Genomic DNA, 15,003 nt, shown 5'->3' with positions numbered 1-15,003 from the left:
GCTGCGGCGTCGATCGGGGCCGCTTGCGGGAACTACAGCCCTGCCTGCAGCAGCCACTCGTGAAAGATGCGCACGGGGCGGGTTTCCAGCGCCTTGGGCTTGCAGATGAACCAGTAGCGATAGGGGCTCTCGACATCGATGTCGAACAGCCGGGCCAGCCGGTCGTCGTGGGCACGGCGGAAGTGGTCGTCGTGCATGATGGCGATGCCGAGGCCCTGCGCGGCGGCTTCGAGCACGAGCTGGCCGGAATCGAACTTGTCGATCGAGGCCGGTTCCAGATCGGGCATGCCGATGGCCTTCTTCCAGGCGTCCAGGCTGTCGGGCAGGTCCTGGTGGATCAGGAAGGTCTGCTTCGACAGCGTTTCCTTGTCGGGCACGGGCCCGATCTCCGCCGCCATCTCCTGCGAGACGATGCCATAGACCTTGTTGTGGTCCAGCTGCACCCGGTAGAACGCGTTGTCGGGCTCCTTGGTCAGCACGATCGCGGCATCGAGCGTGTCGCCCACGCGGTCTTCCGGATGGGTGCCGGTATCGATGTCGATATGCAGGCGCGGGTGCAGCTTGCGCAATTCGGGCAGGCGCGGGAACAGCCGCTGGCCGCCGAACAGCGTGGGGACGCCCAGATGCAGGCGCAGCACCTGGCCGCGGTCGATCTGTGCTTCCACCGCTTCGGCCAGTTCTTCCAGCTTGGGGCCGATGGCGTTGTAGAAAGCCTGTCCTTCGTCGGTCAGCTTCATCGCCTGGTGCTGGCGGGTGAACAGGCGCTTGCCGGTGAAATCCTCCAGCGCGGCAACGCGGCGTGAAAGCGCGGAAGGGGAAAGGGCCAGTTCGTTGGCCGCTGCTTTGGCGGACCCGAGGCGGACGACGCGCACGAAGGCTTCAAGCGCGCGCAAGGGAGGAAGTCGGCGTACAGGCAATGGAATTCTTTTCGTCGCGGTTGCTGGTGACGCAATCTGCGATGCAGATCATGCAACACTATGTGGGCTAATCGTGCGGGTTTTCCAAGTCCTGCTGTGGCGGATGGAGCCGCAAACGCGTTACGTGCCGCTCATTCCCGTCGATAACTTCGATCCGCCAGCCGCTGTCGTGCGTCAGGATGGTGCCGACCTCGGGAACCTGTTCGGCAAGGACGAAGGCAAGGCCGCCAAGCGTGTCGACGGCTTCCTCCACCTCGCCAAGGCGCGGATCGATTCGTTCGGCCACGTCTTCCAGTTCGACGCGGGCATCGGCATCCCAGCTGCCGTCTTCCAGCGGTACCAGCAGCTCTTCGGGCGCCTCGTCGTGCTCGTCCTCGATCTCGCCGACGATTTCCTCGACGAGGTCCTCGATGGTGATGATCCCGTCGGTGCCGGTATATTCGTCGATCACGACGGCAAGGTGCGTGCGCTGGGCGCGCATGTCGGCCAGCACGTCAAGCGCGCCGCGCGACTGGGGCACATAGAGCGGCTGGCGCAGCAGGTCGTTCCAGTCGTCCGGCTTCGTCCCGCGTGCGAGGTGGGAGAACACGTCCTTGATGTGGAGCATGCCCTTCACCTCGTCGAGCGATTCGCCATAGACGGGCACGCGGCTGTGGCCGTGCTCGGCGAAGGATTCGACGACTTCCTCCCACGATGCGGATGCGGGCAGCGCGATGATCTCGCCCCGCGGAATGGCGACGTCGTCGGCATCGTGTTCGCTGAAATGCAGCAGGTTGCGCAGCATCTGGCGTTCGAGCGGCGAAAGATCGCCGCTGGCCGCGCCATGCGTGTCGACCTCGCCCTCGTGCTCGTTGATGACTTCCTCGATCTGCGCGCGCAGCGACTGATCGCCGTCGGACTGGAAGAGCCGCTTGAACACACGCCAGAGCGTGCCGCTACTGTCCCCTTCTCCCGAGCCGGACTCGGTGTGGCGGCCATTGTCGGCCATCGTGCTTGGTTATCCCCTGAAGCCTAAGATCGGTCCCCATATGGGTCAGGGATGCCCAGAATCGCAAGGGCCTTTGTTTCGAGGGCTTCCATTGCCTCGGCATCCGCGTCAGAAATCTCGTGATCGTGGCCGGCCAGATGCAGCAGGCCATGGACGATCAGGTGCGTCGCATGGTGCTCCACGGAGACGCCCTTTTCCTCCGCTTCGCGCGCGCAGGTCTCGAAGGCGAGGGCGATGTCGCCCAGCATTTCCGGTGGCCCGTCCGGCGCGAGCGCGCGCAGGCTTTCGTGTTCGAGCATCGGGAACGAGAGCACGTTCGTCGGCTTGTCCTTGGCCCGCCATTCGCGGTTGAGCGTGTGGACCTCATCGTCGGAAGTGAACAGCACGCTGGCGATCAGGCGCGGATTGTCGAGTTCGGGGGCGATCTGCTGCAGGGCTTCGAGCGCGCGCTCGGCAAGGTCTGCCCAGTCGGGCGCGACGGGCCAGGGCGCTTCGATGTCGATTTCGAGGATCATGGCGCTTCCTACCCGTTCGTGCCGGGCGAAGTCGAGCCACTCTCGCGCCCCGAATGTCCGCCCTCAGTCGGGTTGCAGCGCTTCCTCGATTTCCGTGGCCCATTTCTGGACGAGCATTTCGATTTCGTCTGGATTGAGAACCCACGTCCGGGTTTTCTGGCCCGGGCGGAAAGCAGGCCGGGTCAACAGGATGCGCGCCTGCGCCTTGGCGAACGGCTTGAACAGCGAGAAGTGCGTGACGCAGTCGAAGATCGTGCCGATGATCGGCGTCTTGCCGTCCAGATCGATCAGCGTCGCGGGCTGATCCCAGGGAATGTTCATCATAAGACGCGCCTATCTTGCCATGACTTGGATTCAAAGCAGGAACGAGCAAGATGTCGAGCGCGCGCCCTTTCCGGGCATTCCGGTGCGACTACTCGGCCTTGCCCTCGTAAGCCTCCACGATCCGCCCCACGATCGGGTGGCGCACCACGTCGGCGGCGGTAAAGCGGGTGACGGCGATGCCTTCGACGCCCTCCAGTCGGCCTACGGCGTCGGCCAGGCCGCTCATGCGGTCGCCGCCGGGGATGTCGACCTGCCGCGGGTCGCCGCAGACCACCATGCGCGAGTTCTGGCCGAAGCGGGTGAGGAACATCTTCATCTGCTCGCGCGTGGTGTTCTGCGCTTCGTCGAGGATGACGAAGGCATCGGCGAGCGTGCGGCCGCGCATGAAGGCGATCGGGGCGATCTCGATCTCGCCCGAGGCGATGCGGCGTTCCACCTGTTCGGGCGGCATGCAGTCGTAGAGCGCATCGTAGAGCGGACGCAGGTAGGGATCGACCTTGTCCTTCATGTCGCCGGGCAGGAAGCCAAGCTTTTCGCCTGCTTCCACGGCCGGGCGCGACAGGATCAGGCGCTGGACCGAGCCGGTCATGAGCTGGCTGACCGCCTGCGCCACGGCAAGGTAGGTCTTGCCGGTGCCGGCCGGGCCGAGCGCGAAGATCACGTCCGACTTGGCCAGCGCGCGCATGTATTCGATCTGCGTCGCCGAGCGCGGCACGATCGTCTTCTTGCGCGTGCGGATCATGATCGGCGGCGCGCCTTCGTCGCCCGAGATGATGCCTTCGAGGGTGGGTTCGGAGGACATGGCGATCAGCGATTCGACGGCGCCGGCATCGAGGTCCTGCCCTTGTTCGAGCCGGTGGTACATGCCCTTGAGCGTGTCGCGGGCACGGGCGACGGCATCGTCGGGGCCTTCGATCTGGATGCGGTTGCCCCGTGCGGAGATGAACACGCCCAGCCGGTTTTCGACTTGTACGAGGTTGGCATCGAACTGCCCGAACAGGGCCCCCAGCAGCGTGGGTTCGTCGAATTCTATTTCGACACGCGCCCGGCGATGGGTTTCGGGGCGAAACTGCGCCGGATTGTCGGCACGGGCTGCTTTACGGGCCATGCGCTCCTTTCGAAACGAAGGAATGTGTTCTGATTCGAAAGATAGGGTGGCAATCGGTCCGCGCAAGTCGCGCCACGCCGTAGTGCGGTGGATAAGTTCTCTTTTTATCGTGACCAATTTTCATGCGGCATTTCCGCCGGGCGTGTTTCCCTTGCGGCTATTTGTCTTGCGGATCATCGGCCTGCGGGGTTAGCCTGCCGTCATGAAACGCCAGGCTTACATTGCCGCGCCCCTGGCGACGGCGCTGTTGCTGTCCGGGGCTCTTGCAGGCTGCAAGAAGGACGAGCCGCAAGGCGAACCCTCGGCCGCGCCCAGCGAGGACGTTACTCTGCAAAGCACCCGGAGCTGGATCAGGGCCAATTACGAGGACATGGGCAAGCTGCTCTATGCCGAGGCCGAGACCGACCTCGATGGCGACGGTACGCCCGAAGTGCTGGCCTATGTCGGCGGGCCGATGATGTGCGGCACCGGCGGTTGCAACCTCGTGGTGCTGAGGCGCGACGGCGCACAGCTGCGCAAGGTCAGCGAACTCAGCGTGGTGCAACTCCCGGTGGGCGTGCTCGAGAGCAAGAGCAATGGATGGCACGACCTGGCCGTTACCATCGCCGGCGGCGGCGTGGTGGCCCATACGGTACGCCTGGCCTTCGACGGCAAGGGCTATCCGGAAAATCCGACAGTCTCGCCGGCTGAGGAAACCGATTCGATCGGGACCGAACTGATTCCGCTCGAACCGCTCAGGCCCGTCGAATAAAGGCGCTCAGGCCGGCGCGGTTTCCAGCAGGCGCGCGGCGATCGAGTTCGGGCCTGCCTCGGTCAGTTCCACGCGCACGAGATCGCCCACTTGCGCCTCGCCGGTGAAATGCACCGACTGCAGCCAGGGCGACTTGCCGAGCCACTGGCCGGGATGCTTGCCCTTGCGCTCGACCAGCACGTCGCAGGTTCTGCCCAGGCTGGCCTTGTTGAAGGCGAGCTGGTCGCGGTTGAGCGCGGCCTGCAGGCGTTGCAGGCGCTCGTCCATCACCGCGGCGGGGATCTGGTCGTCCATCGTGGCTGCCGGCGTGCCGGGGCGCGGCGAGTACTTGAAGCTGAAGCACTGGGCATAGCCCACCGCGTCGACCAGCCCCAGCGTATCCTCGAACTCGGCATCGCTCTCGCCGGGGAAACCGACGATGAAGTCGCCCGAAAGCGCGATGTCGGGCCGTGCGGCGCGGACCCGTTTCAGAATGCGCAGGTAGCTGTCCACCGTGTGACTGCGGTTCATTGCCTTGAGCACGCGGTCGTTGCCTGCCTGCACCGGCAGGTGAAGGAACGGCATCAGCTTGCCGATCTCGCCATGCGCGGCGATGAGCCCCTCGGTCATGTCGTTGGGGTGGCTGGTGGTGTAGCGGATGCGGGCAAGGTCGGGGATCCCAGCCAGTTCGCGGATCAGTCCGTCGAGGCCGATGGCGCGGCCCTTCGCATCCTCGCCGGTCCAGGCATTGACGTTCTGGCCCAGCAGCGTGATTTCGCGCGCGCCGCTTTCGACCAGCCGCTTTGCCTCGTCGATCAGGTCGGCATGCGGGCGAGAGACTTCAGCGCCGCGTGTATAGGGCACCACGCAATAGGTACAGAACTTGTCGCAGCCTTCCTGCACGGTGAGGAACGCGGTCGGGCCCGAGCGGCGGCGGCGGGGCAGCGCGTCGAACTTGGTTTCGGCGGGCATGTCGGTGTCGGTGACGCGCTTGCCTTCGCTGGCATCGCGGATCATCTCGGGCAGGCGGTGATAGGCCTGCGGGCCCACGACCATCTTCACCGAAGGCGCGCGGGCCATGATCTCCTCGCCCTCGGCCTGCGCGACGCAGCCGGCGACTGCGATCAGCGGCGACGAGCCATCCTCGCGGCGCAGGCGGCCGATGTCGGAATAGACCTTCTCCGCCGCCTTCTCGCGGATGTGGCAGGTGTTGAGCACGACGAGATCGGCATCCTCGCCTTCGGGGGCGGGGGCGATGCCCTGTTCGGCCAGCAGTTCGGCCATGCGATCGCCGTCATAGACGTTCATCTGGCAGCCGAAGCTCTTGACCCGGTAGGTCTTGGGAGTCTGGGTAGGACGCATCGCGGCCCGATACACGCGTTTGCACGGCTTTTGAAGGGGCGTGCGCGGCTGCCCGCTCGCGCCGGGCGTAACTTATGTCGTCGCGATTGTCCCGCGTCCGGACTGCCGGCCTTTATGCGTTGCCGACCGGCCGGCGAAAGCGCATTGTATCACTGCGGGCATCCATGGGATGCAACCGATCGGGTCGCATTTGCGTTGTTGTAGTTCGACACACGTGATGGAGGAGGCGACACATGGCCAGTCAATGCACTGCTTTTCGCGATTCCAAGGGTGGACTGCATGCCAGTCTCGAAAAAGCCACGCTCGAGGATCTCGCCGGCGTTCTCGGACGGGTGGGAGAAGAGGGAGGCATGACCGCAGGGGTCGCCAAGCTCATCTTCGACCGGCGTGTCGAGATAGAGCGGATCTTCGCAGAACACGATCAACTGACCGGCTCGATGCCGGCCGGCGGGACGGTCGAACGCCTTCACGCCATCTGACGTGATGGCTCTGTGGCCGGGGCGATCCCGGCCCGGCAGACGAGCCTGATCCGTCGGGACAGATCAGGCTCCGTGTTGCCGTTCAGGCTGCGGGCCTGATCTCGACGAGGGTCAGTCCGAAATGCAGGTCTTCGCCGGCAAGCGGGTGATTGCCGTCGGCCGTGACCGTATCCTCGCCCACCTCGGTAATCACGAGATCGATCGTGGACCCGTCCTGCTGGCGGGCGGACAGGCCCATGCCGGGCTGCGGAGGGGTTTCCTGCGGCAGGTGTTCGCGCGGGATCTGGATGACCATTTCCTCGCGGCGCGGGCCGAAGGCATCGGCGGCGGCGACGGTCACCGCCTGCACGCCCCCCACTTCCATGCCATCCAAGGCGGCTTCGATCTGCGGAAAGATTTCGGAAGCGCCGATCGTTACGGTCTGCGGGCCGTCCTTCTCGGTGTTGCCGACGACGCGGCCGTCGCCCGTGCGCACGACGAAATCGATAAGCACGGTGTCACCGTTCTTTGCGGTCTGCATAGACATTCCTTCGGGTAAGTTCGTTCCGACGCATGGGCGCGCCGCTCGTTCGGCGTTCCAACAATGGCGCCGGCGTCCCGCAATGGTCGCAATTTCAGGTCGGGCAGTCAAATCGCGGCGGGCCTCGCCTTCATGCCCCGTCCGGTCGTGGAAACGCCCCGACGGAAAAATGAGGCCGCACTTGGGGACTGGGAGCCTGCGCGGCGTCCTAACCAAAGCGTCTGTGCGAACAGGCAGCAGGCGTGAAGCGAGGACGGACGACCGTCATCGGCAGTGACAGCCCCAGGCGAAAAGACAGGGAGTGGTCATGACACGATCTTCAATGGCGGAAGCCTCGGCGGGTCCGGGCGGTGCCGGAACCATCCCCGGCATTCGTACGCTCGTTCCTCTTGCGATGCCCGTTGCACTGGGGCTTGTGCTGCTGCTGGTTCCGGCGCGGCGCGCCGGCGCGGTGCCTGCCTTTGCCGAACAGACCGGCCTTTCCTGCCAGGCCTGCCATGTCGGAGGGTTCGGGCCGCAGCTCACGCCGTTCGGACGCGAATTCAAGCTCAACGGCTACACGATGCGCACGAAGGCGTTCAACGTGCCGCTGTCTGCGATGGCAATCGCGTCCGTCACCCATACGCGGAAGGATCAGGTGCCCGCTCCGGACGGCCTCGACCGCAACGACAATCTCGCCTTCGATCAGGGCAGCCTGTTCGTGGCCGGCGGTGTCGGCCAGCATCTGGGAGGTTTCGCGCAGATCACCTATGACGGCGTGGCCAAGGCCTGGGCCTGGGACAATCTCGACGTCCGGGCGGTGACGCGAGGCAAGCTGTTCGGCGCCGATGCCGTTTTCGGCCTGACGCTCAACAATTCGCCGACGGTGCAGGATGCATGGAACACCACGCCTGCCTGGGGCTTCCCCTATACCGACACGGCCGTTTCCGGAACGCCCGACGCCGCGCCGCTGATCGACGATGCGCTGGCGCAGAACACGCTGGGCCTGAGCGCGTATGCCTGGGTCGGGCAGAAGATCTATGCGGAGGCCGGGGCCTACACCACCCCGTCGGCGGGAACGCTGGACTGGCTGGGAGCCGATCCTGCCGATCCGGGGGACATTCACGGCCTTGCCCCCTATGGCCGGCTTGCCTGGCAGGGGCAGGTGGGCGGAGGGACTCTGGAGGCCGGCGCCTTCGCGCTCAAGGCAGCGATCAATCCCGGGCGCAACCGGAGCACGGGCCTGCATGATCGCTATACCGATCTCGGTCTCGATGCCTCCTGGCAGAAGGTCCTGTCGTCGGGCGACACCATCTCGACGCAGTTGCGCTATGTCCACGAATCGAGCAATCTGCGCGCCAGCTGCGCTCTGGCGCTCGTTGGCGATGGTACCTCTGCGGATTGCGCGCATGGCCACCTCGACGAATGGCGCGGCGACGTCGGCTACACATGGCATAACCGTATCGGCGCAACTCTGGGGGCCTTTGCGACCACGGGCAGCCGTAACGGCGATCTCTATGGCGGCAATGGCAGGCCGGACAGCAACGGGGTGATGGCGCAAGTCGACTACACGCCCTGGGGCGGCGACAACGCGCCGCTGGGCCCGCGCGTCAACCTGCGCGTCGGCCTGCAGTACACCGCTTATGGAAAGTTCGACGGGGCGCGGCACAACTATGACGGCGCCGGTTCCGGTGCCGCCGACAACAATGCGTTGAGGCTCTATACATGGCTGGCGTTCTGAAAGCTCTTCGCCCGATCCTGCTGGCAGCCGTTCTGGCCGGTTCCGGCCCCGCCCTCGCCGGCGACATGTCCGGCGGGGCCAGGGTCTTCCAGGCGCAATGCTCGATCTGTCATCACGACACGAAGAACGCACCTCCTTCCGTGGGGCCGGATCTCTTCGGCGTGATCGGCAGGAAGGCGGGGACGTTGAAGGGCTACGCGTTTTCGGCGGCGATGAAGCATTCGGGGCTGACCTGGACGCCGGAGGAACTGGATCGCTACCTCGCCGATCCCGGCAAGGTGGTGCCCGGCAACAAGATGCCCTTTCCCGGCATGCACGATTCCGCCAGGCTGGATGCCGTCCTCTCCTATCTTGAAACGTTGAAGTAGAGCCGGCCTGTTCCCCTTTTCGCGCACTTCGGCTATCCGCGCGCGTCATGAACGAGAACCAGACCCTTTACGCCGCCTTTGCAGGCCACCTTTCCGCCGCGCTCGATGCGCTGGAAGCAGCCGGTACGCTGCCGGGCGGCCTGAAGCGAAGCGCGATCACGGTCGAGCCGCCGCGTGATCCCTCGCACGGCGATCTGGCGACCAATGCGGCTATGGTGCTGGCCAAGCCCGCGGGCATGAAGCCGCGCGATCTGGCCGAGGCGCTGGTCGGGGAACTGTCGAAGCTGGATGACGTGACGTCCGCCGAGATCGCCGGGCCGGGCTTCATCAACATGCGTGTCGCGCCTGCCGCATGGCTCGCCGAACTGCGTGCGATTGCCGCGCTGGGCGCGGATTACGGGCGTTCCACCATGGGCGGCGGCAAGACGGTGAATGTCGAGTACGTCTCGGCCAACCCCACCGGGCCGATGCATATGGGCCACTGCCGCGGCGCGGTCGTGGGCGATGCGCTGGCGACGCTGCTGGAGTTCGCGGGCCACAAGGTGGTCAGGGAATACTACGTCAACGATGCCGGCGCGCAGGTGCAGGTGCTCGCCCGCTCCGTGCACATCCGCTACCGCGAAGCGCTGGGTGAGGACGTGGGCGAGATCCCCGAGGGGCTCTATCCGGGCGACTACCTGATCCCGGTCGGCAAGGCGCTGGCCGATGAATTCGGCGACAGGTACGCCAAGGCCCCCGAATCGGAATGGCTCGTGCTGTTCCGTGAAAAGGCCGTCGCTGCGATGATGGACATGATCCGCGCCGACCTCGCGCTGCTGGGCATCGAACACGAGGTGTTCTCGTCCGAAGCCGAACTGCAGGCCTCGGGCAAGCCCGACGAGGCCGAGGCATGGCTGCGCTCCAAGGGCCTCGTCTACGATGGCGTGCTCGAAGCGCCCAAGGGCAAGACGCCTGAGGACTGGGAGCCGGTGGAACTGCCGCTGTTCAAGTCCACCCGGTTCGGCGACGATCAGGATCGCCCGATCAAGAAGAGCGACGGCACCTGGACCTATTTCGGCGCCGACCTCGCCTATCACTACCAGAAGGCGCAGGAAGCCGACGCGCTGGTCGACATCTGGGGCGCTGACCATGCAGGCACGGTCAAGCGCATCAAGGCCGCGGTCGCCGCGATGACCGGAGCGGATGGCGAGCCCACGCCTTTCGAGGTGAAGCTGGTGCAGATGGTCCAGCTCCTCAAGGGCGGCCAGCCGTTCAAGATGAGCAAGCGCGCGGGCACGTTCGTGACGCTGGCCGATGTCGTAGAGATGGTGGGCAAGGACGTGGTGCGCTTCACCATGCTCACCCGCAAGCCCGACGCGCAGATGGACTTCGACTTCGACAAGGTGGTCGAGGCTTCGAAGGACAATCCGGTGTTCTACGTCCAGTACTGCCACGCCCGCGTCTGCTCGACACTGCGCAAGGCGGCGGCGGAGGGAATGGGCCCCTCGGCGGAACATCTTGAATTGCTGGGCGAGGAGGAGCTCGAGTTGGTAAAGCTGGCCGCGCAGTTCCCCCGCATGGTCGAAGCCGCCGCGGCCGCGCGCGAGCCGCACCGCGTGGCCTTCTTCCTGCACGACCTCGCCGCGGCCTTCCATGGTTACTGGAATCTGGGCAACGATCGCGTGGAAAAGCGGATTATTAACGCCTCCGATGGTAACCAGACCGCCGCGCGGCTTTTCCTGGCCGTGCAAATCGGGCAGCTTGTCCGCAACGGGCTGGCGCTGCTCGGCGTAGAGGCAGTGGAGGAAATGTAGCGATGGCGATCTCGGATACGGGTCGGGAAGGGGCCCACGAAGATCCCAATTTCGAGGGCGTGCAGGACGCCGGAGGCCACGAGCCCGAGACGCCGCCGGCGCCTGAAGGGCAGGGAGGCTTCGAGGCGCCGCCGCAGCTCGAACTCGGCGACGAGGACGTGCGCCTGCCCTGGCTCGAAGGTGACGACGACGAATTCGAGGACGAGGGCGGTTCCGGGATCGGGCAGGGGATTCTGCTCGTCGTGCTGGGCCTTGTCGCGATCGGTGCGATCGTCGGCGGGCTGTTCTGGGTCCTGCGCGACAAGCCCGACGAGGCGCTGGTTGCCGATGGCGGCGTGGTTGCCGCGCCCAAGAAGCCCTACAAGACCAAACCGGAAAACCCCGGCGGCGAAGTCGTCGCGGGAACGGGCGATACCAGCTTCGCGGTAGCCGAAGGGCAGACCCGCCCGCCGCAGATCGATGACAAGGACGAAGCGCCCAAGCCGGGCTTCTCCTCGCTCGACAAGTCCGAGAAGCCCGAGGCCCCCAAGGCCAAGGAAACGCCCGCCAGGGCGCCTGCCGTGAAGGGCGTGGGCGTGCAGGTCGGCGCCTACTCGACGAAGACGGCTGCCGAGGCCGGCTGGAATACGCTCAAGTCGCAGTATCCCGCTCTGGCCGACGTTTCGCACCGCGTGGTGGAAGGCAAGGCAGACATCGGCACGGTCTATCGCCTGCAGGCGGTTCCCACGGATCTCGCCGCGGCCAAGGAACTGTGCAACGGCATGAAGAGCGCCGGATTGTCCTGCCAGGTAAAGAACTGAGCCAAAGCGCGTCGGAGAAGCCCTGCTGCTTCGGCACTTTTGCACACCTGAGCGTCCCGCTTCCTTGCGGAACCCGCGCGGTTCTGCGACCAATCGCCCATGGTACCCGCGATTTTCGGCCTGTCCGGGCTGGCTCTCACCGATGAGGAACGCGCGTTTTTCCGCGATGCCGATCCGGCGGGCTACATCCTGTTCGGGCGCAACGCCGAAAGCCCCGACCAGATGCGCGCGCTGGTCGACGATCTGAAGGCTATCCACGGGCGCGAGCGGCTCTATATCTGCATCGACCAGGAAGGCGGTCGTGTCGCGCGGATGAAGCCGCCGGTCTGGCCCGCCTACCCTGCGGGCGAGGCCTTCGACCACCTCTACGACATCGCGCCCGCGTCGGCCATCGAAGCCGTGCGCGCCAATGCCGAGGCGCTCGGGCTGGACCTTGCCGAGGTCGGCATTACCGCCGACTGCTACCCCTCGCTCGACGTGCGCCAGCCCGGCGCGCACGACGTGATCGGGGATCGGGCCTTCGGGTCCGATCCCATGCGCGTTGCCGCGCTGGGGCGTGCGGCTCTGGCCGGGCTGGCGCGTGCCGGCATCGTCGGCTGCATCAAGCACATGCCCGGGCACGGCCGCGCCATGGCGGACAGCCACAAGGAACTGCCTACCGTTACCGCCAGCGCGGAGGAACTGGAGCGCGATCTCCAGCCCTTCCGCGCGCTGGCCGATGCGCCGGTGGGGATGACAGCGCATGTGCGCTACACCGCGTGGGATGCCGATCTGCCGGGCACGCTCTCGCCCTTCGTGGTGGAAGAGGTGATCCGTAGGCGCATCGGCTTCGGAGGCCTGCTGCTGACCGACGATCTCGATATGCAGGCGCTTTCGGGCACGGTGCCCGAGCGGGCCGAACGCGCGATCGCGGCGGGGTGCGACATCGCGCTCAACTGCTGGGCGAAGATGGACGACATGGTCGGCATCGCCGGGCGCCTTCCGGTGATGTCCGACGAGACCGCGCAGCGGCTCGAACGGGCGCTGGAAGCGGCGGAGCCCAGCGGTACGGCGGGAGATCAGGCCGAACTTGTCGCCCGACGCGATGCTCTGCTGGCGCAGGGGGTGGCCTGAGCCATGGAGCTGACGCCGGACATTCCCGAACCGGTCGATGCATCGGAAATCGAATGGGAAGGCGCTGCCTCGGCCGACGAGCGTAAGGAGGCGCTCTATCTCGAGATAGACGGCTGGGAAGGCCCGCTCGACCTGCTGCTCGACCTCGCGCGGCGGCAGAAGGTGGATCTGCGCAAGATCTCGATCCTCGAACTGGTCGACCAGTACCTGACCTATATCGAACAGGCCGAGGCGCTGCGGCTGGAGCTGGCGGCCGACTACCTCGTGATGGCGGCCTGGCTGGCCTACCTCAAGTCGGCGCTGCTGCTGCCCAAGGACGAGCAGGAGGACCCGAGCCCCGAGGAACTGGCGCTGCGCCTGCAACTGCGCCTGCAGCGCCTGGGCGCCATGCGCGAGGCGGCGGCGCGGCTGATGGGGCGTGACCGGCTGGGCCGCGACGTATTCCTGCGCGGCGCGCCGGAGGGCCTGCGCGTCGACCGCAAGAACCTCTGGCAGTGCGAATGGTTCGACCTGATTCGCGCCTATGGCGACGTGAAGATCCGCAGCGAGCCGGTCGTTCACATGGTGCGCGAGCGCATGGTGATGACGCTCGACAGCGCGATCCAGCGGGTCTCCTCGATGCTGGGCGTGGCGATCGACTGGATGGACCTGCGCGATTTCCTGCCGCCCGCGCATGACAGCTGGGCCAACCCGCAGCTGCGCAAGTCGGCGCTGGCTTCCAGTTTTGTCGCCGCGCTGGAGCTGGCGAGGACCGGCAAGGCCGAACTCGCGCAGGAAGAGACGTTCGGGCCGCTCCGGCTCAAGGCGGTGAAGCCGTGAACGCCCCGGAGCAGGCATCGGCCCCCGACGATCTCGTCCGTGCGGTAGAGGCGACCCTGTTCGCCGCCGAGCAGCCGATGACGGTGGACCAGATTTCGGCCCATCTGGGGCAGGCGGACGTGCGCCCCGCGCTGGCCGAACTGCAGCGCCATTACGAGCGGCGCGGCATCCACCTCGTCGAGCGGGGCAGGCGCTGGCATTTCCAGACCGCGCCCGATCTTGCCCACCTGCTGCGCCGCGAGAAGGAAGAGCTGCGCCGCCTTTCGCGCGCCGCCACCGAAGTGCTGGCGATCGTTGCCTATCACGAGCCCGTCAGCCGCGCCGAGATAGAGGCGATTCGCGGAGTCCAGACCGCCAAGGGCACGCTCGACGTGCTGATGGAGGCGGGCTGGGTGCGCGTCGCGGGACGTCGCGAGGTGCCCGGGCGCCCGGTCATATACGCGACGACGGCGGAATTCCTCGCCCACTTCGGCCTTGCCTCGCTCAAGGAATTGCCCGGAATCGACGAACTGCGCGCTGCAGGACTGTTGGACCCGGTGGACGATGACATGATAGAGACGGCCATGGGTCGCAGCTCACAGGATGAAGGCGAGGAAAACACCGGCGAACAGGATGGCGGCGACACCGATGAAGAGGGGCGCGACGATTCTGACGGGCTGGCAAGTTCTTGTCATAATCCCTAGATAAGGCCTGCGCGGCCCATGAGGGTTGCAACGATTTTTTGGAGTTTAGGATATGGGTAGCTTCTCGATCTGGCACTGGCTGATCGTTCTGGTGATCGTGCTCGTGCTGTTCGGACGCGGCCGTGTGTCGGAAATCATGGGTGATTTCGGTAAGGGCATCAAGAGCTTCAAGGACGGCATGAACGAGGACGAGAAGAAGGCGTCCGAGAAGGCCGCCACGCCGCCCGCGCAGATCACCTCGCAGCAGGGCGATGCCAGCCCGGCGCCGAGCGAGACCAAGAACGGTCAGGCTTGAGCCTGATTCCGGACACGGCAGGGTCGTAATCGGCGATGTTCGACATCGGCGCATCCGAACTTCTGATGGTCGTCATCGTGGCGGTCGTCGTCATCGGTCCCAAGGACATGCCGATGGCGATGCGGACGGCTGGGCGCTGGATCGGCAAGATGCGCAAGATCTCCGGCCATTTCCGCTCGGGCATCGATGCCATGGTCCGCGAGGCCGAGCTGGAGGAAATGGAGAAGAAGTGGCGCGAGCAGAACGAGGCGATCATGCGGTCGACTCCGAAACTGCCCACGGCCGAGGAGATGCAGGCGCCCATCGCTTCGGCACCCGAGTTGTCGGATCAGTCCACGCCTTCCGAGCCCGAGACGCCTTCCACTTTCGCCGCGGAAACGCAGCCGCCGGCGGCTGATGCCGGAGACGGCCCCGCCAAAGACACGCGGCAGGCGGAACTGCACCTGCCGCCGCCTCCGCCCTGACTGGT

At 65.9% G+C, this 15,003-nt stretch carries 18 protein-coding genes; 11 read left to right on the top strand and 7 right to left on the bottom strand.

Annotated features, from left to right (window positions below):
• Positions 1–32: 32 nt before the first annotated feature.
• From NZK81_RS01590 to NZK81_RS01570, 5 genes are all read right to left on the bottom strand, one after another.
• Positions 33–917: a LysR substrate-binding domain-containing protein gene (locus NZK81_RS01590; RefSeq protein WP_260043335.1), complete on the bottom strand. Its 885-nt coding sequence runs from the start codon at positions 915–917 to the stop codon at positions 33–35.
• A 67-nt stretch (positions 918–984) separates the two neighbouring features.
• The gene (locus tag NZK81_RS01585; RefSeq protein ID WP_260043334.1) at positions 985–1,905 is read right to left on the bottom strand and encodes a hemolysin family protein; all 921 of its coding nucleotides are present in this window, start codon (positions 1,903–1,905) and stop codon (positions 985–987) included.
• A 23-nt stretch (positions 1,906–1,928) separates the two neighbouring features.
• The gene (ybeY, locus tag NZK81_RS01580) at positions 1,929–2,420 is read right to left on the bottom strand and encodes an rRNA maturation RNase YbeY (protein WP_260043333.1); all 492 of its coding nucleotides are present in this window, start codon (positions 2,418–2,420) and stop codon (positions 1,929–1,931) included.
• A gap of 63 nt (positions 2,421–2,483) precedes the next feature.
• Positions 2,484–2,744, bottom strand: a complete 261-nt coding sequence (locus tag NZK81_RS01575) for a hypothetical protein (RefSeq protein ID WP_260043332.1) — start codon at positions 2,742–2,744, stop codon at positions 2,484–2,486.
• Positions 2,745–2,832: 88 nt separating this feature from the next.
• Positions 2,833–3,852: a PhoH family protein gene (locus NZK81_RS01570; protein ID WP_260043331.1), complete on the bottom strand. Its 1,020-nt coding sequence runs from the start codon at positions 3,850–3,852 to the stop codon at positions 2,833–2,835.
• 202 nt (positions 3,853–4,054) lie between these two features.
• Here NZK81_RS01570 and NZK81_RS01565 point away from each other — a divergent pair, with 202 nt between their 5' ends.
• The gene (locus tag NZK81_RS01565) at positions 4,055–4,603 is read left to right on the top strand and encodes a hypothetical protein (protein ID WP_260043330.1); all 549 of its coding nucleotides are present in this window, start codon (positions 4,055–4,057) and stop codon (positions 4,601–4,603) included.
• Between the two features lie 6 nt (positions 4,604–4,609).
• Here NZK81_RS01565 and miaB read toward each other — a convergent pair whose 3' ends face one another.
• A complete protein-coding gene (miaB, locus tag NZK81_RS01560; RefSeq protein ID WP_260043329.1) occupies positions 4,610–5,944 on the bottom strand; it encodes a tRNA (N6-isopentenyl adenosine(37)-C2)-methylthiotransferase MiaB in 1,335 nt (444 codons plus the stop codon).
• A 233-nt stretch (positions 5,945–6,177) separates the two neighbouring features.
• Between miaB and NZK81_RS01555 the strand changes: the two genes are divergently transcribed.
• Positions 6,178–6,423 carry an RNA-binding protein gene (locus NZK81_RS01555; protein WP_260043327.1) on the top strand — a complete coding sequence of 82 codons (246 nt, stop codon included), beginning with the start codon at positions 6,178–6,180 and terminating at the stop codon, positions 6,421–6,423.
• Positions 6,424–6,505: 82 nt separating this feature from the next.
• On the opposite strand, the gene NZK81_RS01550 is transcribed toward NZK81_RS01555, so the two are convergent.
• Positions 6,506–6,943: an FKBP-type peptidyl-prolyl cis-trans isomerase gene (locus NZK81_RS01550; protein ID WP_260043325.1), complete on the bottom strand. Its 438-nt coding sequence runs from the start codon at positions 6,941–6,943 to the stop codon at positions 6,506–6,508.
• 307 nt (positions 6,944–7,250) lie between these two features.
• Here NZK81_RS01550 and NZK81_RS01545 point away from each other — a divergent pair, with 307 nt between their 5' ends.
• The 9 genes from NZK81_RS01545 (at position 7,251) to tatB (ending at position 14,998) form a co-directional block, all read left to right on the top strand.
• On the top strand, positions 7,251–8,663 hold the full coding sequence (locus NZK81_RS01545; RefSeq protein ID WP_260043323.1) for a hypothetical protein: 1,413 nt from the start codon (positions 7,251–7,253) through the stop codon (positions 8,661–8,663).
• Positions 8,648–9,031, top strand: a complete 384-nt coding sequence (locus tag NZK81_RS01540) for a c-type cytochrome (protein ID WP_260043321.1) — start codon at positions 8,648–8,650, stop codon at positions 9,029–9,031. The genes NZK81_RS01545 and NZK81_RS01540 overlap by 16 nt, the downstream gene beginning before the upstream one ends.
• Positions 9,032–9,078: 47 nt before the next feature.
• Positions 9,079–10,824: an arginine--tRNA ligase gene (argS, locus tag NZK81_RS01535; protein WP_260043320.1), complete on the top strand. Its 1,746-nt coding sequence runs from the start codon at positions 9,079–9,081 to the stop codon at positions 10,822–10,824.
• Between the two features lie 2 nt (positions 10,825–10,826).
• Positions 10,827–11,624 carry an SPOR domain-containing protein gene (locus NZK81_RS01530; RefSeq protein ID WP_260043319.1) on the top strand — a complete coding sequence of 266 codons (798 nt, stop codon included), beginning with the start codon at positions 10,827–10,829 and terminating at the stop codon, positions 11,622–11,624.
• A 99-nt stretch (positions 11,625–11,723) separates the two neighbouring features.
• Positions 11,724–12,737 carry a beta-N-acetylhexosaminidase gene (gene nagZ / locus NZK81_RS01525; protein ID WP_260043318.1) on the top strand — a complete coding sequence of 338 codons (1,014 nt, stop codon included), beginning with the start codon at positions 11,724–11,726 and terminating at the stop codon, positions 12,735–12,737.
• 3 nt (positions 12,738–12,740) lie between these two features.
• Complete coding sequence (locus tag NZK81_RS01520; protein ID WP_260043317.1) at positions 12,741–13,556, top strand: segregation and condensation protein A; 816 nt, start codon at positions 12,741–12,743, stop codon at positions 13,554–13,556.
• Positions 13,553–14,239: an SMC-Scp complex subunit ScpB gene (gene scpB / locus NZK81_RS01515; protein ID WP_260043316.1), complete on the top strand. Its 687-nt coding sequence runs from the start codon at positions 13,553–13,555 to the stop codon at positions 14,237–14,239. The genes NZK81_RS01520 and scpB overlap by 4 nt, the downstream gene beginning before the upstream one ends.
• Positions 14,240–14,291: 52 nt before the next feature.
• Positions 14,292–14,534: a twin-arginine translocase TatA/TatE family subunit gene (locus NZK81_RS01510; RefSeq protein WP_260043315.1), complete on the top strand. Its 243-nt coding sequence runs from the start codon at positions 14,292–14,294 to the stop codon at positions 14,532–14,534.
• Between the two features lie 35 nt (positions 14,535–14,569).
• Positions 14,570–14,998: a Sec-independent protein translocase protein TatB gene (tatB, locus tag NZK81_RS01505; protein ID WP_260043314.1), complete on the top strand. Its 429-nt coding sequence runs from the start codon at positions 14,570–14,572 to the stop codon at positions 14,996–14,998.
• Positions 14,999–15,003: the final 5 nt, after the last annotated feature.

Origin of the sequence: Novosphingobium mangrovisedimenti (genome assembly GCF_025153475.1) — a bacterium.
In the GTDB taxonomy this organism is placed as follows: Bacteria; Pseudomonadota; Alphaproteobacteria; order Sphingomonadales; family Sphingomonadaceae; genus Novosphingobium; species Novosphingobium mangrovi_A.
This window is presented reverse-complemented; position numbering and strand designations above follow the sequence as displayed.